Annotated in this window: 20 protein-coding genes and 1 pseudogene; 10 read left to right on the top strand and 11 right to left on the bottom strand. The window is 71.2% G+C overall.

Annotated features, from left to right (window positions below; genetic code table 11):
* Positions 1-61: 61 nt before the first annotated feature.
* Positions 62-1360: pseudogene (locus tag NR111_RS05685) on the top strand (MFS transporter).
* Here NR111_RS05685 and NR111_RS05680 read toward each other — a convergent pair.
* On the bottom strand, positions 1308-1940 hold the full coding sequence (locus NR111_RS05680; protein ID WP_256820212.1) for a response regulator transcription factor: 633 nt from the start codon (positions 1938-1940) through the stop codon (positions 1308-1310). The pseudogene NR111_RS05685 and the gene NR111_RS05680 sit on opposite strands and share 53 nt — an antisense overlap.
* Positions 1937-3229: a sensor histidine kinase gene (locus tag NR111_RS05675; protein WP_256820211.1), complete on the bottom strand. Its 1293-nt coding sequence runs from the start codon at positions 3227-3229 to the stop codon at positions 1937-1939. The genes NR111_RS05680 and NR111_RS05675 overlap by 4 nt, the downstream gene beginning before the upstream one ends.
* A 167-nt stretch (positions 3230-3396) precedes the next feature.
* Here NR111_RS05675 and NR111_RS05670 point away from each other — a divergent pair, with 167 nt between their 5' ends.
* From NR111_RS05670 to NR111_RS05630, 9 genes are all read left to right on the top strand, one after another.
* A complete protein-coding gene (locus NR111_RS05670) occupies positions 3397-4449 on the top strand; it encodes an FtsX-like permease family protein (protein ID WP_256820210.1) in 1053 nt (350 codons plus the stop codon).
* An 83-nt stretch (positions 4450-4532) separates the two neighbouring features.
* Complete coding sequence (locus NR111_RS05665; RefSeq protein WP_256820209.1) at positions 4533-5276, top strand: ABC transporter ATP-binding protein; 744 nt, start codon at positions 4533-4535, stop codon at positions 5274-5276.
* 126 nt (positions 5277-5402) lie between these two features.
* Positions 5403-6887 (top strand): DUF1538 domain-containing protein, encoded by a 1485-nt coding sequence (locus NR111_RS05660; RefSeq protein WP_256820208.1) that lies wholly within the window; start codon positions 5403-5405, stop codon positions 6885-6887.
* Entirely contained in the window at positions 6884-7234 is a 351-nt protein-coding gene (locus NR111_RS05655; RefSeq protein WP_256820207.1) for a P-II family nitrogen regulator, read from the top strand. Before NR111_RS05660 ends, NR111_RS05655 begins: the two co-directional genes overlap by 4 nt.
* 62 nt (positions 7235-7296) lie before the next feature.
* Positions 7297-7686: a CBS domain-containing protein gene (locus NR111_RS05650; protein WP_256820206.1), complete on the top strand. Its 390-nt coding sequence runs from the start codon at positions 7297-7299 to the stop codon at positions 7684-7686.
* Between the two features lie 90 nt (positions 7687-7776).
* Positions 7777-8469, top strand: coding sequence for a phosphatase PAP2 family protein (locus NR111_RS05645; RefSeq protein ID WP_256820205.1), 693 nt, complete (start codon positions 7777-7779; stop codon positions 8467-8469).
* Between the two features lie 117 nt (positions 8470-8586).
* Complete coding sequence (locus tag NR111_RS05640; RefSeq protein WP_256820204.1) at positions 8587-9978, top strand: NAD(P)/FAD-dependent oxidoreductase; 1392 nt, start codon at positions 8587-8589, stop codon at positions 9976-9978.
* Between the two features lie 123 nt (positions 9979-10101).
* The gene (locus NR111_RS05635) at positions 10102-10665 is read left to right on the top strand and encodes a dihydrofolate reductase family protein (RefSeq protein ID WP_256820203.1); all 564 of its coding nucleotides are present in this window, start codon (positions 10102-10104) and stop codon (positions 10663-10665) included.
* 220 nt (positions 10666-10885) lie between these two features.
* Positions 10886-12316 (top strand): MFS transporter, encoded by a 1431-nt coding sequence (locus NR111_RS05630; RefSeq protein WP_256820202.1) that lies wholly within the window; start codon positions 10886-10888, stop codon positions 12314-12316.
* A gap of 90 nt (positions 12317-12406) precedes the next feature.
* Here NR111_RS05630 and NR111_RS05625 read toward each other — a convergent pair whose 3' ends face one another.
* From NR111_RS05625 to NR111_RS05585, 9 genes are all read right to left on the bottom strand, one after another.
* Complete coding sequence (locus NR111_RS05625; protein ID WP_172812101.1) at positions 12407-12583, bottom strand: hypothetical protein; 177 nt, start codon at positions 12581-12583, stop codon at positions 12407-12409.
* A gap of 168 nt (positions 12584-12751) precedes the next feature.
* Complete coding sequence (locus NR111_RS05620) at positions 12752-13309, bottom strand: HdeD family acid-resistance protein (protein ID WP_067713092.1); 558 nt, start codon at positions 13307-13309, stop codon at positions 12752-12754.
* Positions 13310-13414: 105 nt separating this feature from the next.
* Positions 13415-13912 carry a carbonic anhydrase gene (locus tag NR111_RS05615; protein WP_206474060.1) on the bottom strand — a complete coding sequence of 166 codons (498 nt, stop codon included), beginning with the start codon at positions 13910-13912 and terminating at the stop codon, positions 13415-13417.
* A gap of 84 nt (positions 13913-13996) precedes the next feature.
* The gene (locus NR111_RS05610) at positions 13997-15211 is read right to left on the bottom strand and encodes a 12-oxophytodienoate reductase (protein ID WP_256820201.1); all 1215 of its coding nucleotides are present in this window, start codon (positions 15209-15211) and stop codon (positions 13997-13999) included.
* 132 nt (positions 15212-15343) lie between these two features.
* Positions 15344-16255: an NAD(P)H-binding protein gene (locus tag NR111_RS05605; protein ID WP_256820200.1), complete on the bottom strand. Its 912-nt coding sequence runs from the start codon at positions 16253-16255 to the stop codon at positions 15344-15346.
* Complete coding sequence (locus NR111_RS05600; protein WP_067713081.1) at positions 16252-16509, bottom strand: HPr family phosphocarrier protein; 258 nt, start codon at positions 16507-16509, stop codon at positions 16252-16254. The genes NR111_RS05605 and NR111_RS05600 overlap by 4 nt, the downstream gene beginning before the upstream one ends.
* Positions 16510-16569: 60 nt before the next feature.
* A complete protein-coding gene (locus tag NR111_RS05595) occupies positions 16570-18648 on the bottom strand; it encodes a fructose-specific PTS transporter subunit EIIC (protein ID WP_256820199.1) in 2079 nt (692 codons plus the stop codon).
* Between the two features lie 122 nt (positions 18649-18770).
* The gene (locus NR111_RS05590; RefSeq protein ID WP_256820198.1) at positions 18771-19730 is read right to left on the bottom strand and encodes a 1-phosphofructokinase family hexose kinase; all 960 of its coding nucleotides are present in this window, start codon (positions 19728-19730) and stop codon (positions 18771-18773) included.
* Positions 19727-20494, bottom strand: coding sequence for a DeoR/GlpR family DNA-binding transcription regulator (locus NR111_RS05585; protein WP_154830059.1), 768 nt, complete (start codon positions 20492-20494; stop codon positions 19727-19729). Before NR111_RS05585 ends, NR111_RS05590 begins: the two co-directional genes overlap by 4 nt.
* Between the last annotated feature and the right edge of the window lie 72 nt (positions 20495-20566).

Here is a 20566-nt window from a genome sequence, read left to right as displayed (position 1 = left end):
CGCTGGGGTATATTCCGCCGTGGACTGGCCACCACGCCGGCCTCAGTCATGAAAGGGGAGCATGCCCACCGAACGCGCACCCGTTCTCGGTCTCAAGGCCAACGCCGCCCAGTTCACGCTGTTGGTGGCCATCAATGCGCTGGTCGGCGGCATGGTGGGACAGCAGCAGACCGTGCTGCCCCTGCTGGCGACGGATGTCTTCGGCCTGACCGGCTACAGCTTCATCTTCACCTACGTCGCTGCCTTCGGTGTCACCAAGGCGATCGCGAACTACTTCGCCGGGACGTTCTCCGACCGGTACGGACGCAAACCCGTCCTGTTGGTCGGGTGGCTCTTCGCCATCCCGGTCCCACTCATGCTCATCTGGGCGCCCGACTGGGGCTGGGTGGTGGCCGCGAACATCCTGCTGGGCATCAACCAGGGCCTGACCTGGTCCACGACCGTGGTCACGAAGATCGACCTCGTCGGCCCGCGACAGCGTGGTCTGGCGATGGGGCTCAACGAGGCGGCAGGATACGGCGCGGTCGCGGTGACCTCGCTGCTCGCCGGCTACCTGGCCGGGCAGTACGGTCTGCGACCGGCGCCGTTCCTGGTCGGAGTGGCCTACACGGCCCTGGCCCTGGTGCTGTCCGGGATCTTCGTCCGCGAGACGCGCGATCACGCCCTGGTGGACGCAGGGCGGCACACCGCCCGCCCCGACGGACTGCACGACCATCTCCACGCCGACATGACGGACCGCGAGATCGCGATCCAGACCAGCTTCACAAAACCGGCCCTGTCCTCGGCCAGCCAGGCCGGGCTCGTCAACAACCTCAACTTCGGGCTGTCCTGGGGACTGTTCCCCCTGTTGTTCGCCACCGCGGGTCTGTCCGTGGGACAGATCGGACTCCTGTTCGCGCTCTACCCCGCCGTCTGGGGCGTGGGACAGCTGTTCACCGGCGCGCTCTCGGACCGGGTCGGCCGCAAGCACCTGATCTCGGTGGGGATGGCCACCCAGGCGGTCGCCCTGGTCGTCATCGCGCTCGGCAGTGGATTCAGCACGTGAGCGGTCGGGACCGTGATCCTGGGAGCCGGGACCGCGATGGTCTATCCGACGCTGTTGGCGGCGATCGGCGACGTGGCCCACCCCGTGTGGCGGGGACGAGCCGTCGGGGTCTACCGCGTGTGGCGCGACCTGGGCTACGCGGTCGGCGCGGTGTTAGGGGGGATCGTCGCCGACGCCATGGGAATGCACGCCGCGGTGTGGGCCGCCGCCGTGGTCAGCGCGGTGTCGGCGGCCGCCGTGGCGATCCGCATGTACGAGACCCTCACACCAGGCCCAGCTCACGCGCCCGCGCCACCGCCGCGGTCCGCGAGGTGACGCCGAGCTTGTCGAAGACGTGGACGAGGTGGGTCTTGACCGTCGCCTCCGACACGTGGAGTGACGCGGCGGCCTGCCGATTGGTCGCCCCGGTGGCGACGGCGCGCAGCACCTCCGCCTCCCGCTCGGTCAGCACCGGCCGCGGGTCGCGCATCCGGCTGATCAGCCGCGCGGCGACAGTGGGGGACAGCGCGCTCTCGCCGTCGGCGGCGGCGCGCACCGCGCCCAACAGTTCGTCGGGGCCGGCGTCCTTGAGCAGATAACCGCAGGCCCCGGCCTCGATGGCGCCGAGAATGTCCGCGTCCGTGTCGTGGCTCGTCAGTACCAACACCTGCGGGGGGTCGGCCAGGTCGCGGATCGCGGCGGTGGCCAGCACACCGGCGGTGGCATCCCCCGCGAACCGCAGGTCCATCAACACCACGTCCACGTCCCCGATCCGGCACCGCTCCACGGCGGCGCCGGCCGCCGCCGCCTCGGCGATCACCTCGATCGCGGGATCGGCGGCGAGCAGTGCACGCAGCCCGGTTCGCACCACCGCGTGATCGTCCGCGATCAGCACACGCGTCCTCGTCGTCGTCATCCCTCGTCTCCCAACCGGGTCCCCGGCGCCGTCTCCCGCACCGGCAGTACGGCGCGGACCACCGTGCCCGATCCCGGCTCGGAGTCGACCTCGAACCGCCCGCCCAGGTCGCCCACCCGCCGCGCCATGCCGTCGAGCCCGAACGAGGCGGCGGTGCGCGGGGCGGCGACGTCGAAGCCGCGGCCGTCGTCGGCGATCTCCAGGACCACGGCGGTGGGGGAGCCGGACAGGGTCAGTGTGATCCGCTGCGGCGCACCGTGTCGCACCGCGTTCGTCAGCGCCTCCTGCGCCACCCGGACGAGCACCGCGGCGAGCTCCGCCGGCGGCTCGGTGGAGGGCTCGGTGGCGTGCTCGCCGGCGTTCCCGGTGGCGTTCCCGGTGGCGACGGACACTTCGAGCCCGGGATTCTCGGCCCGGCACCTCGCGGCCACTCGGCGCAGCGCCCCGGCCAGCGACACGCCGTCGAGCGGCGCGGGCCGCAGGGCGGCGATGAGCCTGCGCGTCTCGGTGAGGTTCTCACCCGCCACCTCGCGGGCCAGGCGGATCTGGTCGACGGCGGGGCTCGAGGGCGCGGTGCGCTCGGCCGCGTGCAACAGCATCCCGATGCTCGCGAGCCCCTGCGCGACGGTGTCGTGGATCTCCCCGGCCAACCGCGCGCGCTCGGCCTCCCGGCCCACCTCCCGTTCCCGCGCGGCGAGCGCCGAGCGGGTGGCCACGAGCTCGGCGATCACCTCCCGCCGGGCCTGGGACTCGCGGTGCAGTGCCCGCACACCGGCCCCCAGGCCGAGGGCCACGAGCGCTCCCACCGTCGGGCCGATGACCCCGGCGGGAGTGAACCCGTGATGCAGGCCCAGGGCGACGACCGCCACGGCCGCCAGCGCCGCCACCGCCGCGGTGCCCGCCCACACGCCGAGGAGGAACTGGACCAGGAAGAACAGGGGGAACGCCAGGTAGGCGGCCTCGGGAACCCGGACCACCAGGCATGCCCACAACGCCAGGACCGCGACCAGCCAACCAACCCGGACGGCGGCGGTCGTCGGGCGGCGGCGCGCCCACACCGTCCCCGCGACGTACACGACCGTGAATCCCACGGCGGCGGCGACCGCCGGCGGGTCGGGCATGCCGGAGGTGTCCCGGTGCGCGCTGACCAACGTGAGGGCCAGCAGCGCGGCCACCAACGTGTGCAGTGCCACCTGGAGCTGCGCGAACACCGCACGCACCCCCGCCGACTCGGGCGGGAGCTCGGCGGCGGGTGCGGGCGCGGCGGCGGACGCGGGCGCGGGGGTCACCCGGTCGACGCTAGTCCCCGGTGGGGCACCCGGCATCCATCGAACGATGGAGGCCGGCCCCACCGTTCGTCCCCGCGGAACCACCCTCGTGGCCGATCCGGTCCGGCGTCGGCGGGACGAGCCTGGAGGCAGACCCCACGACAGGCAGACCCCACGAAAGGGACCCCATGTTCTTCGCACTCCGCGAGCTCCGCACGGCGCGGTGGCGCTTCGCCCTCATCACGGGCGTCGTGCTGATGCTGTCCGTCCTGGTGGCGGGCCTGCTCGGCCTGACCGCCGGGCTGGCTCACCAGAGCGTGTCCGCGCTCCGGGCGCTCGGCGCGGACGGCTCCGGCTTCGTCCTCCCCGCCGACGACTCCGGCGCCGTCGACCTCGACCGTGCCGCACTCACCGCCGACCAGGTGGCCACCGTTGCCGCCGGGGACCCGTCGGCCGTCCCGGTGGGACTCGCCCGGATCACCCTGGACGACGGCACCGAGACCGGGGTCTCCGTCGTCGCCGTGGGACTGGCCGACGAGGTGGGGTCGGTGGCGCCACCGGCGCCGGGGGAGGTCCTGGTCTCCGACGGTGTCGACGACGAGGTGGGCGCCGACGTCGGCGTGATCAGCCTCGGGGGCAGCGCGTTGGCGGTCGCCGGGCACACCGGTGATCTCTGGCATTCGCACACCCCTGTCGTCGTCACCGACCTCGACACCTGGCACTCGCTCGCTCCGCGCGGCGGGGCGGCCACCACCGTGGCCGTGGCGGCGGGCGCCGACCCGGATGCCGTCGCCGCCGGGGCCGGCCTCACGCTGGTCGACTCCGACGGACTCGTCGGAGCGCTGCCCTCGCACCGGGCCGAGAACACCTCGCTGAGCACGATGACCACCATGCTCCTCGCCGTCACCGCTCTGGTCGTGGGCGCGTTCTTCGCCGTGTGGGGGATGCAGCGCCGTCGTGACGTCGCCGTGCTCAAGGCGCTCGGGGCGTCCACCGCCGCGGTCGTCCGCGACTCTGTCGGCCAGGCCGCGGTCGTCCTGGCCGTGGGCGTCGTGGGCGGGGTCGGCATCGCCGCCCTGGTCGGCCTGTCCGTCGGCGGCACCGTGCCGTTCGTCGTCTCGGCCGCGACCACCCTCGTGCCGGCCGCGCTGCTCGCCGTCCTCGGCCTCGCGGGCGCCGCCGTCTCGCTGCGGCCCGTGCTGACCGCCGACCCCAACTCGGCACTGGGGGCGGCCCGATGACCGGCTCCGAGTCCGGCACCTGCTTCACCTCGTCGTCGTCGACCCCCGCGTCCTCACCGCGACCCACCACCAGGAGAACCGACATGTCCCACACCGCTTTCCTCGATCGCCCCGTGACCACCGCACCCGTCCCGACCGCACTGAGGATGGACAACGTCGTCCTGACCTTCCCCGACGGCAACGGCCGGATCACCGCCGTCGACGACGTCTCGCTCGCGATCGAACGGGGCCGCAGCCTCGCGGTGACCGGCCCCTCGGGGTCGGGAAAATCCAGCCTGCTCGCCGTCGCCGCCACCCTCACCAGGCCGGACTCCGGTCAGGTGTGGCTGGAGACCCGCAGCGGGGCCGTGGACCTGGCCGCGGCGGACGCTCGCCGGGGGGCCGAACTGCGCCGAGGCGAGATCGGCATCGTGTTCCAGCAGGCCAACCTCATCGAGTCCCTCACGGCACGGGAACAGCTCGAGGCCATGGCGTGGCTGGGGGCGCGGCCGTCGAAGGCTCGACGACGCGACGCGCGTGAGCGGGCCGACGACCTGCTGGACATGGTCGGTCTGGGCGATGCCGCCGGTCGGTCGGCCGGGGCGCTGTCCGGCGGGCAGCGGCAGAGGGTGGCCGTGGCGCGCGCGCTGATGAACGGGCCGTCGCTCCTGCTCGCCGACGAACCCACGAGTGCGCTCGATTCCGACTCCGGGCGGGTCGTCATGGACCTCCTGCTCGATACCGCGCGTGAGTTCGACGTGGCACTGATGCTCGTCACGCACGATGCCGCCGCGGCGGCCCGGTGCGATGCGGGGATCCACCTCGTCGACGGCGCTGTCGTGCACTGACCACCCGGCCTGACGAACCCCCCGGTCGGTCGGCAGGGCGGTTTCGCCCACGCCCGCGACGCCCTGCGGGAGACTGGGATCCAACCCGCCTGTCGACACCGACACCGGAAGAGGACCTCAGCCGCGATGGAGTATCTCCGCCACTTCGCCCAGGAGTTCGGCAAGGCGCTGAGGAATCTGTTGCCCATCGTGGCGGTGGTGGTGGCCTTCCAGGTGCTGGTGTTCCGCAGGATGCCCGAGGACCCGATCCATCTGGTGGCCGGTCTGCTGATCGTGGGGGTGGGGATCGCCCTGTTCCTCCAGGGCCTGGATCTGAGCGTGTTCCCGGTGGGCAAGAACCTCGCCAACCAGTTCACCCGCCGCGGGGCCCTGGGACTACTGCTCACCTTCGGCTTCGCCATCGGCTTCGCCGCGGTCGTGGCCGAACCGGCCCTGATCGCGGTGGCGGAACAGGCGGAACTGATCAGCGAGGGCCGTATCGACGGGGTCGTGCTGCGGGTCGTGATCGCCGTGTCCGTGGGCCTCGTGCTGGTCCTGGGGATCCTGCGCGTGCTGCGGGGCTGGGCGGTCCACCGCATTCTGATCGGCGGCTACGTCGTTGTCCTGGCGGCCACGTTCGTGGCCCCACCGGAGATCGTGGGTCTGGCCTTCGACTCCGGCGGCGTGACCACCAACGTCGTGACCGTGCCGCTGATCGCCGCGATCGGGATCGGTCTGGCCAACTCGATCCGAGGGCGTAGCGCGCTCACGGACGGCTTCGGCCTGGTGGCGCTGTGCGTGATGGTGCCGATGATCGGGGTCCAGCTGTACGGGATGTGGGTCTATACCTTCGGCGGGGTCGGCGGCGCGTCGACCACGGGGGCGGAGCACTCCGCCGGAGCCCCGCTCTGGCTGGAGCACGTGGTGGGCCTGGCGGAGATGGTCCGCGACGTGGCGCCCATGGTGATCGTCGTCCTGTTCTTCCAGTACGTCGCGCTGCGCCGGAAGTTGTCCCACCCGCTGCGGGTGGCCGTGGGGTTCGTCATGGTCCTCGTGGGGCTCTACGCCTTCGTGGTGGGCCTGAAGATGGGGCTCTTCCCGCTGGGCACGCAGATGGCCGAGCAGCTCATCGGACTCGACGTCTCGGCTCTGATCCTGCTGTTCGCGCTGCTCATCGGGTTCGCCACCACCATGGCCGAACCCGCACTGGTGGCCATCGCGGACCAGGCCGAGAATGTCTCGCCGGCCGGGATCAGCGCCACCGCGATCCGGCTTGTCGTGGCCACGGGCGTGGCCGTCGGAATCGCGCTGGGGGTGTACCGCATCCTCTCCGGCGGTCCGCTGCACTATTTCGTCATGGTCTCCTACGCCGTGGTCATCGTCCTGGTGATCCTGGCGCCGAAGTACATCGTCGCCCTGGCCTTCGACCTCGGCGGGGTCACCACGTCCGAGGTCACCGTGCCGCTGGTCACCGCCCTGGGCATCGGGTTGGCCGGCGCCATCGAGGGCCGCAGTGCGCTGCTCGACGGCTTCGGCCTGATCGCCTTCGCCTCGATCTTCCCGATCGTCTCCGTCCTGCTCTATGCCATCGCCCTCGAGAGAATCCCCCGCCTGCGGAAGGAATCGTCATGAAATTCACGGCTGTCGTAGTGATCGCCCCCCCGGAACTGGAGGACACCGCCATCGAGGTCGCGCAACGAGCCGGGGCTACCGGGGTGACGATCCTGGAGGGCAAGGGCATCGGCGCGCAGCAGAAGAAGACCTTCTTCGGCCTGGCCTTCGAGGGCTCCCAGTCGGTGCTGCTCATGGTCGTGGGCACCCACCTGGCCACCCCGATCCTCAAGTCCCTCCACGAGATCCTGGTCGACGGGGACAATTCCCACGGCATCGCCTTCAACGTCCCCATCGAGCACCTCACGGGGATAGACCCGCGGCAACTGGTGAAGTTCGAGGAATACATGCGCCGGGAGAACACCTGAGTCACGCCCACCCGCTCCCCCTCGCGCGCTCCATACCGCCCGCACAACCCAGGAGGACCCCCATGCTCACCGTCCAACAGGTCATGGTGCCCGAGGTGATCACCATCTCCCCCTACGCCACCCTCCGCGAGGCGTTGTCGGAGATGCGTTCCCGCCAGGTCAAGAGTCTCGTGGTGGAACGCCAGCACCTTCACGATGCCTATGGTCTGCTCAGCTACAACGAGCTGCTGCGCGCCATCGTCGTCGAGGAGGGCGACGTGGACCTGCTCAACGTGTACGACGCCGCCGTCAAGCCTGCCATCTCAGTGGGAGAGGACCTGTCGGTGAACCAGGCCGCCACCCTCATGGACCGGTACCAGCTGAACCGGTTGGTCGTGGTCCGCGGCAACGACCTCGTCGGGCTCCTGGCGATGAACGACATCATCGCCCGGTTGATCGACGAGCTCGCGTGAGCCACCCCCTCGTCGACGGCGCCGTCACGACCGCGGGGTAGGGCGGTAGTTTTTCCTGATTTTCTCAGTGTCCGTCCCTACGCTGGGGCGATGGCCATCGACGACGGCGACACCCGGCGTTCCTCGGGGGTCTCCGGGTGGAGAGCGCCGGCGGCGGGCGCCGCGGTGCTGCTGGTGCTCCTGGGGGTCTTCGCGGCGCTGGCCTCCGACGTCTCCGACGACGGGACCGTCGAGCTGGACCGGCCCGTGATGATGTGGGTGCACGGGGCGACGTCGCCATGGCTCACGGCCGCGGCGGAGACCGCGAGCTATCTCGGCGGCCAGTTCGTGCTCGCGGCCTCCGTCGTGATCGCACTGCTGTTGTGCGTTCTGCGCAGGTTCGGGGGCGCCTTTCTCGTGCTGGCCGCGGTGTACGGGTCGTCCAGGCTCAACGTCGCCCTCAAGCCGGCCTTCGAGCGATCGCGCCCGGATTTCTGGGAGCACCTGTCGGCGGAGCACACCTTCTCCTTCCCCAGTGGGCACGCGATGGGGTCGATGTCGCTCGCGGCTCCGCTGGTCGTCCTGGCCTGGGGCACCCGGTACCGGTGGGCCTCGCTCGCGGTGGCGGTGGTCTACGTTCTCGCGGTCGGCGCGTCCCGCGTCTACCTGGGGGTCCACTTCCCCAGCGACGTCCTCGCGGGGTGGTGCCTGACCGTGCTGTGGGTCGGGATCCTCGTGGTGATCCTGCTGCTCGTGACCCGCGTGCTCCGCCGATACGCGCCGACGCTCGCGGAATGGGTCTGACTCCGGTCCGGCACGGTTCGGCGGCTCGGGACCCCGGCCCGGTCGGGCGGTCTAGGATCGGCGGGAGAGGGCCCTGCGGGGCTCCGAACCCGGACAGTAGTGGGTCGAGGAGGCGCCATGACCATGAACTCTCATCCGGTGACGGGTGCCCAGGCCCCTGTGGATCGTCGCCACCGCGTCGTCATCATCGGGTCGGGCTTCGGGGGCCTCGCCGCCGCCCGCGCCCTCGACAAGGCGGACGTGGACGTCACCCTGGTCGCCAGGACCGGCCACCATCTCTTCCAGCCCCTGCTGTACCAGGTGGCGACCGGGATCCTGTCCGTCGGGGAGATCGCTCCCTCCACCCGGTTGGTCCTCCGCGATCAGGAGAACGCCACCGTCGCACTGGGGGAGGTGGACCGGATCGACGTGACCGCGCGGACCGTCCACGCGACCGCCGGGCACGTGGACTTCGAGCTCGAGTACGACAGTCTCGTCGTCGCCGCCGGTGCCAACCAGTCCTACTTCGGGAACGATCACTTCGAGCGCTGGGCTCCCGGCATGAAGTCCATCGACGACGCCCTGGAGCTGCGGAGCAGGATCATGGGCTGCTTCGAACAGGCCGAGGTGACCGAGGACGAGGCGGAGCGTCGTCGTCTCCTCACGTTCGTGGTGGTGGGCGCCGGCCCCACGGGCGTGGAGATGGCCGGGCAGATCGCGGAGCTGGCTCAGCGGACCCTGAAGAACAGCTTCCGCCGGATCGACCCGGGTCGGGCCCGCATCATCCTCATCGACGCCGCCCCTGCCGTCCTGCCGCCCTTCGGAGCCAGACTCGGCAACGCCGCCCGCAGACGGCTGGAGGAACTGGGAGTGGAGATCCAGCTCAACGCCATGGTGACCGACGTGGACTACAACGGCATCGAGGTCGAGGACCCGGACGGATCACTCCGCAGGATCGACGCGACCTGCAAGATCTGGTCGGCCGGTGTCCAGGCGAGCCCTCTGGGCCGGATGCTCGCCGACCAGACCAGCGCCGAGGTGGACCGGGCGGGCCGCGTCCTGGTGAATCCTGATCTCTCGTTGCCCGGGCACCCGGAGATCTTCGTGATCGGCGACATGATCAACCTCGATAATCTGCCGGGCGTCTCCCCCGTCGCCATCCAGGGCGGCAAGTACGTCGCCAAGCAGATCGTCCGCGAGGTCGAGAGGGGGCGGTCCCCGTCCGGGCGCCCGCCGTTCAAGTACTTCGACAAGGGGTCGATGGCGACGGTGTCGCGCTACAGCGCTGTGGCCAAGATCGGGCCACTCGAACTGCACGGCTTCATCGCCTGGGTGCTGTGGCTGGTGGTGCACCTGGCGTTCCTCATCGGCTTCAGGAACCGCGTCATCACCCTGCTGTCCTGGGGACTGCACATCGGTGACCACCGCTCGCACCTCAACTCCACCGCCCGGTGGGTCTACGCACGTCAGGCCATCGCCGAGGCGCAGGAGCGGGAGCGCCGCGACGCCGACCGCGCGGTGTCCGACTGACCCGACGCCGGTGCGGGTCCCGGACACCGAATAGCGGGAAACGCTCAGTCTGGAACCTGCGCACGGCACTACACTGCCCTCATCACGACCGTCCACATCACGGACGAGGGCTGGAGGACGGCCATGGGCACACTGACCTACACCGCTACCGTCTCCGTCGACGGGTACGCCGCGGACGCGAGTGGCGACTTCAACTGGTCCGCCCCGAGCGGCGAGGTGTTCCGGTTCCACGTGGAACGCCTGGGGCCCGTCGTCCACGAGGTGCTCGGCCGGCGGACGTACGAACTGATGAAGTACTGGCAGTCCCCACCCGAGGACGACTCGTGGAGCCCCGACGAGCACGAGTTCGCGGAGCGGTGGAAGGCGATACCGCGCACCGTGGTGTCCTCGACATTGACCGCGAACGACCTCGTGTCCGATCGTGATCGCCTGGTCCCGCGCCTCGACCTGGACACTCTGCGCCGCATCGTCGATGAGGCGCCGGGCGAGGTGGAGATCTTCGGACCCACCACGGCCGGCGCGGCGATCCGCGCGGGGCTGGTCTCGGATCTCCGGTTGTTCGTCGTCCCCAGGGTCGTGGGCGGCGGACTGCGCGCGCTGCCCCCGGACACGACGCTGGACCTGGAGCTCGCCGCCCATCGCGTCTTCGCCGGCGGGACCGCGTACTCCCACTACCGGACGCGCTGACCCGGCGCACGGCATCATCCGCACCACCCCCGCACGCCCCGGCGGCGGGGGAGGGATTGGACACCGTGCGCAACGATCGCGAAAATCGACGGGCTGATCTGTGCCACGTGCACAGCCACCATCGAGCAGGGTGACCCACATCACCTGGCCGCCTACGCTTGTCGCGGTCGACGGTCGGTGGTCGACAGTAGATGCGCCGTTCAGACGTCCTAGGAGGAACATGGCAACGCCGGACGGGTCGACAGGGCCCCACGGGACGGGTACCGCGGTCCCCGAGACGATCGCGGCCGAGCCGGTGCCCCGGCGCCGGATCATCCTCGCCTCGCTCATCGGGACCACGATCGAGTTCTACGACTTCTACATCTTCGCGACGGCCGCGGTGTCGGTCTTCCCGCTGCTGTTCTTCGCAGGCGGTGATTCGGGCACCGCGTTGCTGGCCTCGATGGCCACCTTCGGTACGGCGTTCATCGCGCGGCCGCTCGGGTCCATCGTCTTCGGTCACTACGGAGATCGTCTCGGCCGGAAGGTCACCCTGGTCGGCGCGCTGCTGACCATGGGTATCGCGACGTTCCTCATCGGCCTGCTGCCGACGATCCACCAGATCGGTCTCTGGGCGCCGGCGATGCTGACGATCCTGCGCTTCTTCCAGGGCATCGGCCTGGGTGGCGAGTGGTCGGGTGCGGCGCTCCTGGCCTCGGAGACGGCGCAACCGGGTAAGCGCGCGTTCGCCGCTATGTGGCCGCAGCTCGGCGCGCCGTTCGGCTTCATCCTCGCCAACGGCATCTTCCTGCTGCTCACGATCTGGTTCTCGTACGATTCCACCGCCGCGGAACTGGGCGACCCGTTCCTGGTGTGGGGGTGGCGTCTGCCGTTCCTGTTGTCGATCGTGATGGTCGCCGTCGGCCTCTACGTACGGCTCCGCATCGAGGAGACGCCGGTCTTCGCCCGGGCGATCGCCAACAACGAGCGGGTCAAGACCCCGGTCTCGGAGGTGTTCCGCCGCAACTGGTGGGAGATCATCCTCGGCACGTTCATCATGCTGGCCACGTACGGCCTGTTCTACCTGATGACCACGTGGATCCTGTCGTTCGCGATCGGCGGCGCGGACGCCGGCGGGCTCGGCTACGGCTACCAGTCGTTCCTCATCATCCAGGTGATCGCGATCCTGCTGTTCGCCGCGTTCGTCCCGGTGGCCGGCCTGCTGGCCGACAAGCTGGGCCGCCGTCGGATGCTCATCGGCGTCACCGCCGCCATCATCCTGTTCGGCCTGAGCTTCGGTTGGTGGCTCGACCCGGACGCGATGGGTACGGGCGAGGACCTTGACGTGGTGCGGATGCTGCTCTTCCTGTGCGTCGGCATGATGCTCATGGGGCTGACCTTCGGGCCGATGTCCGCGGTGCTTCCCGAGTTGTTCCCCACCCACACGCGCTACACGGGCTCGGGAGTGGCGTACAACTTCTCCGCGATCCTGGGCGCGGCGCTGACCCCGTTCGTCGCGGTGTGGCTGGTGCAGAACTACTCGGTCGCCTACGTCGGCTACTACCTGGTCGGCCTGAGCGTGCTCACCATCATCTCGCTGGTCCTTGCCCCCGAGACCAGCAAGACGTCCATGTACTCGGACGAGCAGCAGGCCGAGGGCGCACACACCTGACGCCGTCGTGACGCCGATCTCCGGCGCGCGATACAGAAGACCCCGGGACGAAGAACTGCGTCCCGGGGTCTTGCGTGTATCCCGTCCGGGTCAGGAGAGGCCGCCGAGGAGGTCCGTGGGCAGCAGCCCGGTCAGAGAGTCGGTCGCGCTGCCGACGTCACTGCCGGCCCCCTGGAGAAGGGAGCCGAGACCGAGCGAACCAAGGAGCGGGGCGGCGAGGGAGCCCGCCGCGAGAGAACCGAGGGAACCGAGAGCGTCTGAACCCATTGCAGGGGAGTCCTTTCGTCGGGGTGATGAGGCGATCCGGGTCACAACCGGTGCGCCGGGGCCGAGGTTAACAGCGATCCGCACTGGGCTCGACCGGTGCGCTACCGGTCTCTGAAACATCTCCCGGGGTGCCCGCGTGCGGGGAGGCGGGTTTGGGTGGTCCGGCCGTCAGCCCCTAAGCGGGAAAGCGCGGGCCACGTTGAGTACGCCGAGGACGACGAGAGAGATCGCGAAGAGCCACCAGAGGAACCCCGCGCCCCACACCGGGGTGCTGAGCAGCGCGAACCCGGCGAGGACGGAGATGATCGCGAAGATGACCGTCACCGCGCTCGACCCAGACTCGCCGAGGGTGAACAAAGCGGTGAAACCCTCGACGATCCACATCACGCCGATCATGACCGTGACGAAGAGAGCGAGGAATGCCGCCGACTCCTGGAGAGAGGCGAACGCATAGGCGCCGGCGAGGATGAACAGCACTCCGAGGAGGGCGTGGCCGATCCTGCTACCCGTGCTCTGCCACCTGGCGACGGCCGCCACGGCGATGTAGACGACGCCGGCCGCGATCGCGTAGACGGCCAGCACCCCGGTCACGGCAACTGCCGTCTTCGCGGGCCAGAAGAGGACAGCGACGCCGAAGCCCACGGCTATGAGGCCGCCGACGAGCAGGGCGACCCGAAACGGGTTGACGGAACGAGTGGTCTCGGCTGAGTGAGTGTGTGTGGACACTGCGGGGCTCCGTGCGGGATCGCCGGGACAGTTCGGCGCGGGATGAAGGAACCTCCAACTTAGCGCGATCGCCCTTCCCCGGGAAGGGGCATCAGCAGGTCCGCGTCACACGCGGGCGACCTCGCGCAACTCCCCGGTGCCGACGTCGTAGACGAAACCGCGGACAGCGGTGCTGTGCAGCAGGAACGGATCGGACTCGACCCGGGCGATCGACTGGCGTACGTCGGCCTCGGGCTCGGGGAACGACTCCGGCGCCCAACGGGGCCGCTGGCCGGTGTCGGACTCGATCCGGTCCTTGAGGTCGTCGTCGCGGAAGGTGAGCATCCCGCAGTCCGTGTGGTGGATCAGGACGATCTCCTCGGTGCCCAAGAGGCGCTGGCTGATCGTCAGCGAGCGCAGGACGTCGTCGGTGACGACCCCACCGGCGTTGCGGATGACGTGCGCGTCGCCCTCGGTCAGGCCCAGCAGGCCGTACGGGTTGAGACGGGCGTCCATGCAGGCCACCACGGCGATCTGCCGCCCGGGCGGCATGGGCAGGTCGCCCTTGTCGAAGTCGGCCTGGTAGGCCTTGGCGGCCTCGAGCAGTTCGTCGGTGACGGTCATGGCCGAAGGCTAGTCCCGGTTCGGCGGGCCCGCTAGAGTTGGTCGGGTAGCGGCAGCTCACGCGGCCGACCGCGGCGCGGCGGGTCAGGCGGGGGAGCGCAGCGGCATCTCGTGGACCTCGCGCACGAACTCCGGCAGCGGCCCGGCCTCGCGCAGGACCTGCGCGATCGACGGGTCCGCCAGGTGGAGCCGGCCCACGGAGATGAGATCGAACTCGCCGCGCTCCATGCACTCCACGACCGCATCGATGTTGTCGGCGGCGATGGCCGGCTTGCCCGACTTCTGCTCGCGCAGGGACGTCCCGATCCCCACCCCGCCCACCGCGCCGGTCGGCAGTCCGGTGAGCCTGCGGGCCCATCCGGCCAGGGACACCTCGCCGTCGTCGCCCCCCAGGTCCGGGAAGGCCGGGTCGTTGAACCGCCTGGTCGAGGCGTCGAGCAGGTCGACGCCCGCGTCGGCGAGCGCGCCCAGGTAGACAGCCAGCTCGTCGGGGGTGGTCGCCTTGCGGACGGTGTAGTCCTGCTGGGTGTGCTGGGAGAAGCGGTAGAACAGCGGCGCGTCGGGGCCGATCGCCCCGCGGACCGCCGCGACCACCGCGGCGGGGAAGCGGCTGCGCGCGGCCAGGTCGCCGCCCCAGTCGTCGGTGCGGCGGTTGGTGTCGGCCCAGACGAACGCGTCGAGCAGGTATCCGTGTCCGCCGTGCAACGTCACGCCGTCGAACCCGGCGTCCATCGCCAGGCGGGCCGAGCGCGCGAACGCGTCGATCACCTCCGCGATGTCGCCGTCGGTCATCGGCGGGACCTCGGGTGACCACCGGGCGACGCTGCGCTCGGAGTACGTGGTGACGCCCGGGGTGCCCCACCGGCCGGACGGGCGCATCGGGTGCATCTCCATCAGCCGGTCGCGGTGGGCCCGGTCGAAGCGGGCGTTGGCCCCCCACAGTGGGCCGACGTGCCAGAGCTGGGCGATGATCCGGCCGCCGGCGGCGTGGACGGCGTCGGTCACCACACGCCAGGCCGATACAGATTCCGGCGTGTCGAGGCGGGGGATCCACGAATGGTCGACCGAGGTCGGGTGGTCGACGCCGATGCCCTCGGTCACCACGAGTCCCGTTCCGCCTGCGGCCCGGTCGGCGTAGTAGTCGCGGTTGACCTCGTCCGGCAGGCCGTCGGGGCAGCCCATGCGGGTCATGGGGGACATGACGAGGCGATTGGCCAGGTGCAGCGACCTGACCTCGAGGGGACGGAACAGGGCCTCACGGCCCGGGGCGACCGGCGGGGTGGCGATACGCGACGTCATGATGCGCGACCTCTTTGTTTCCTCGGGCGGTCGTCTCGGGCCTCGATCTCGAGACTCTCGCGGGTTGACGAGTGTCAGTTGTGATCGAGGTTACCTAAGCGGGTCGGCGGATGCCGCATCGACGCGGCCGCCCTATCCGGCCGCGTCGGCGAGCGCGACCCGGATCGCCTCGTCGATCCCCGTCATCTCCCAGTCCCCGGGGAGCAGCCCCGCGGCGGGATCGCCGACCACCATGTCGTGTTGCAGGCTCTCGATCAGCGCACTGACCGTCGCTCCGTCCTGATCCACCAGGGGTGCCAGTCCGGCGGCGACGAGGTCCCACGGCACCCCGGGCACGGGGAGGCGCACCGTCGGCAACCCGGCGATGCGGGAGTAGCGCGCGAGCAGTGCGGGATAGGTCAGGGCCTCGCCGCATCCGAGGTCGGCGTGACCGGTGCGGGGGTCGCCGGCCAGGGCATGACACAGGGCCTCGACGACGTCCCGTTCGGCGACGGGTTCGACCTTCCGGTGCCGCATCCACCGGGGGACCGGCTGGACGGGGAGCAGCTCGCAGAGTGTGCGGAGGAGCTCGAAACTCGTGGAGCCCGCCCCCAGGATCACCCCGGCCCGCAGCGTGAACACGGGTGTCGGCCCGGCGGAGAGCAGCGACTCCACCTCGAGCCGGGAGGCCATGTGCCTGGACAGCGGCAGGCGGTCGTCCCCCGAGGGCGCCAATCCGGAGACGTAGACGCAGCGTTCCGTGCCCGCGGCGGCCATCGCCCGGCGCATCGCCGCCGCGCCCTCGGCGTCCTCGCGGCGGAAGTCGGCGCCGGCACCCATCCGGTGGACCAGGTAGACCACCTCGTCGACCCCGTCGAGGGCGGCCGCGAGACTCGCCGGGTCGAGGACGTCGCACCGTACGGTCTCGACCCGATCGGACCAGGGGCGCGTCGCGGCACGACCGGGGTCCGTGACGCCGGCCCGGACGCGGTGACCGCGGGCGAGCAGGGCGGGTACCAGGCGCGAACCGAGGTACCCGCCGGATCCCACGACCAGGACGGTCATTCCGCGTCGAGATCCTGCTCGATGAGCGCGGCGATCTCGGCCACCGCGTCGGCGTCCTCTCCGCTGACGGTCACCGTGGCGCCCTTCTCGGCGCCGAGCGCCATGATGAGCATCGCGGACGCGGCGTCGGCCTCCTCGTCGTCGTAGGTGATCTCGATGTCGGTCTCGTACTTCTCGGCGGCCTCGGCGATGATCCCCGCGGGGCGGGCGTGGAGGCCCTCGGCCGATCCGACGGTGACGGTGGTGCTGGGCATGGTGTCTCCTCTGTGTATTCCGGTGCCGGGGGTTCCCCCGTCATCGTGCAGGCTCTGGTGTCAGGCCGCGACCGGCTGTGCTGCGGCGGCCGGGGCCGGGGTGGGCTCGCGGCGGGTCGTCTTGGCGACCACCACGGCCGCGCACGCGACGAGGGTGCCGGCGAGGATTGCCAAGAGGTAGCCCCAGACCGGGTTGATGGCGAACACCACGAACAGCCCGCCGTGGGGCGCGTACGACTCGACCGAGAACGCCATGATGAGCGCACCGGTCACGGCGCCACCGGCCATCATCGACGGGATGACGCGGAGCGGGTCGGCGGCGGCGAAGGGGATCGCACCCTCGGTGATGAAGCTGGCGCCCAGCAGGAACGCGGCGCGGCCGTTCTCCTGCTCCACCGGGCTGAACAGGCGCTTGCGCACGACGGTCGCCAGGCCCATCGCCAGTGGCGGAACCATGCCGGCGGCCATCACCGCGGCCATGATCCGCAGCGTTGCGGGATTGTCGGCGACCAGCCCGGCCGTGGCGAACGTGTACGCCGCCTTGTTGATCGGCCCGCCCAGGTCGAAGCACATCATCAGTCCCAGGATGACGCCCAGCAGGATCACCGAGGAGCCGGTCATGCCACCCAGCCACGACTCCATGGCGGAGGTCAGCGAGGCCAGCGGGCGGCCGAGCAGCAGAAACATCAGCAGGCCGATCGCCAGCGAACCGATGAGCGGGATGAGCACCACCGGCATGAGGCCGGCGAGCCACCGCGGGGTCTTCCAGGTGGTCATCCACCGCACGAGGTAGCCGGCGAGGATGCCGGTGACGAGCGCACCGATGAACCCGGCACCGAGGGTCGCCGACAGCGCACCGCCGACGAAGCCCGGCGCGATGCCGGGACGGTCGGCCAGGCCGTAGGCGATGTAGCCCGAAAGCACGGCGATCATGAAGCCCATCGCGGCCTGGCCGATCGCGAACAGCACGGCTCCCATGTAGAGCCGCAGCCCGGAGTGGGTGAGGGCTTCGGCCCCGGCGGTCCCGGCGGACACGATCTCGCCGTCGAGGTACCACACCTCCCCGGGCAGGTCGGTGAGTGAGAACCCGGTGGCGAGCTCTTCCCACACGAACGCGACGTCGTACCCGGCGAACAGGAATCCCAGCGCGAGCAGGAGCCCGCCGGCGGCGACGAAGGGGATCATGTACGACACGCCGGTCATGACGGCGCGCTGCAGTCCGCGAGCCCAGTGCTCGTCGGAGCCGGACCCGCCCGAGCCGGAGCCGCCGTCGGCGGTGCCGGAGTCCGCCGACACGCGCCGTGCCCGGGGGTCCTGGGCCGCGGCCAGCGCCTCGTCGAGGACCTGGTCGGGCGCGTCGATCGCCTTCTTCACCCCGTACTCGACGACGGGTTTGCCGGCGAACCGGCCGCGGTCGCGCACCCCGACATCGGTGGCGAACACGACCGCGTCCGCGGCCTCGATCACCGCCGCGTCGAGGGGGGTGGCCCCGGCCGAACCCTGGGTCTCCACGTGCAGTTCGACGCCGCGCGCCTCCGCCGCCTGGGCGAGCGAGTCGGCGGCCATGTAGGTGTGGGCGATGCCGGTGGGACAGGCGGTCACCGCGACCACCCGGGCCGGCGCCGCGCCCGATGCCGCGCCCGCTGCCGAGCCGGGGGTCGAGGACGACGACGAGGTCTTCTCCTCCGGCCTGAGCACGCCCTCGATGACCGCGACCGCCTCGTCCGGCGTGGTGGCCGATCGGAGGGAGTCCACGAACTCGGCCCGCACGAGATTGCGGGCGAGCGTGGCCAGGATCTTCAGGTGGTCCTTGCCGCCGCCGGCGGGGGCGCCGATCATCAGCACGAGGTCGGCGGGGCCGTCCTTGGCGCCAAAGTCGACGGGCGGGTCGAGCCGCGCGAAGGCCAGGCTCGGCGCGGACACCGCCTCGGACTTGCAGTGCGGGATCGCGATCCCGCCCTTCATGCCGGTGGCCGCCTTGTCCTCGCGGGCGAACAGATCGCGTACGAGCGCGTCGTGATCGTCGGCCCGGCCGGCGTCGACGAGGGTCCGGGCCAGCGCCCGGATCACCTCCTGCTTGGTGCCGCCGAGGTCGGCGTCGAGCCGCACAGCGGCGGTCTCGATGATCGGCTGGTTCATTGCCGTGCTCCGTGTTCTTCCGAGGGTGCTGGTTTGAGAGGTGCTGGGTTGGGAGGGTGCTGGGTGGGAGGCCGCCGGGTGGGGGGTCGCGGTCTGTGGGTGCTGGGCGCCCGTGCGGCGGGTCAGTCGAGTCGCCGCACGGTGGCGCGGAACGTGGTCGGGTCGAGGCCCAGCGGCAGTCCGGTACCGGGCAGTGAGGCGGCGACGCTGCCGTGGTTGACCGCCCACAGCAGCCGGTCCCGCGGCGGGAGTCCGCGGGACTCGGCCAGCAGGTAGCCCGCGAGCGCGGAGTCTCCGGCCCCGACCGTGGATCTGACGTGCACGGGTGGAGTGTTCGCGTACCACGCCTCGTCGTCGTCGATCAGGACGGCACCGGCGCCGCCCAGGGTGACCAGAGCTGCGCCCACGCCGCGGGCGCGCAACGCCCGCGCGGCGTCCACCACGGGGGTCGTGTCACCGGCGGCGGCGCGACGCTCCAGCTCGGAGCCGTCGACGCCGGCCAGCTGCCCGAGCTCCTCGCCGTTGGGTTTGACCAGGTCGGGCGCCGCGTCGGGCAGGCGTGCCGCGAGGGCGGCCAGTGGTGCGTCGGAGGTGTCGACGGCGAGGCGGGCCCCCGCGGGGCGGAGCGCACCGACCAGGTCCGCGTAGAAGTCGTCCGGTACGCCGCGCGGCAGGGACCCGCACAGCACCACCCACGCCGCGTCACCGGCGAGGGCGGCGACCGTGGAGCGGGCCCGGTCGATCGCGGCGCTGTCGAACTCGGGGCCGGGGGCGTTGATCTTGGTGGTGGTTCCGGCGGGGTCTGCGAGGGTGAGGTTGATCCGCACCGCGCCGTGCGCGGGGACGACGGACGTCGCGACGCCGGCCCCGGCGCACATTGCCACGAACGGGTCGTCCGCCGGGGCCGGGAACACCGCCTCCGCCCGGACCCCTCCGCCGGCGAGGACGCGGGCGACGTTGACGCCCTTCCCGCCCGGGGAGTCGTCGACGGCCGCGATGCGGTTGACCCCGCCCACGGTGAGCGGCGCGGGCAGCTGCGCGGTCCGGTCCACCGACGGGTTCATGGTGAGCGTGACGATCATGGCAGCACGACCTCGATTCCGTGGGTGTCCAGCGCCGTGGCCAGCGGGCCCGGCGGGGGAGCGTCGGTGACCAGGACGTCGACCCGGTCCAGCGGAGCGAACGAGACCAGGAACTCGTGACCGAACTTGCTCGAGTCCGCGAGCACCACCACCCGGCGGGCCGCCCGGCACATGGCGTTCTTGACCGCCGCCTCGTCCGGGTCCTGGGTGGTGAGGCCGCGCTCGGGGTGGAGGCCGTTCGTGCCCACGAAGGCGACGTCGACCCGGATCGACTCCAGCGCCCGGAGCACCGACGGACCCACGCACGCCCCCGTGAGGCCGCGGACCGTCCCGCCGAGGACGTGGAGGTCCTCCGACGCCGCGCGGTGCAGGCCGTCGGCGATGGGGACCGAGTTCGTGATGAGGGTGAGGCCGTGGTCGGCGGGCAGCGATTCGGCCAGGCGGTCCGTGGTGGAGCCGGCATCGAGCAGGGCCGCGCCCCCCACGGCGGGGAGCAGCCGCAACGCAGCCCGGCCGATCGCGGACTTCGCGTCCACGTTCTCCGACCGCCGCGCGGCCAGGGTGCGTTCGACGCGGCCACCGGGCACCGCCGGGACCGCCCCGCCGTGGGTGCGTTCGAGGTGCCCCTCGGATTCCAGGAGCGACAGGTCTCGGCGGATCGTCTCGGCACTCACGTCGAGGTCGGCCGCGAGTTCGGCGACGGTCACCCGCCCGGAGGCGGCCAGCGCCTCCGTGATGTGTCGCCGTCGTTCGCTCCCGTACATGGGCTCCGACCTCTCCGCTGTGGTGACCGATTGTGTTGGATTCTGCCCGATACGGTTGGAAAGTCAAGCCGA

This window comes from Dietzia sp. Die43 (genome assembly GCF_024519835.1).
Lineage (GTDB): Bacteria > Actinomycetota > Actinomycetes > Mycobacteriales > Mycobacteriaceae > Dietzia > Dietzia kunjamensis.
This window is presented reverse-complemented; position numbering and strand designations above follow the sequence as displayed.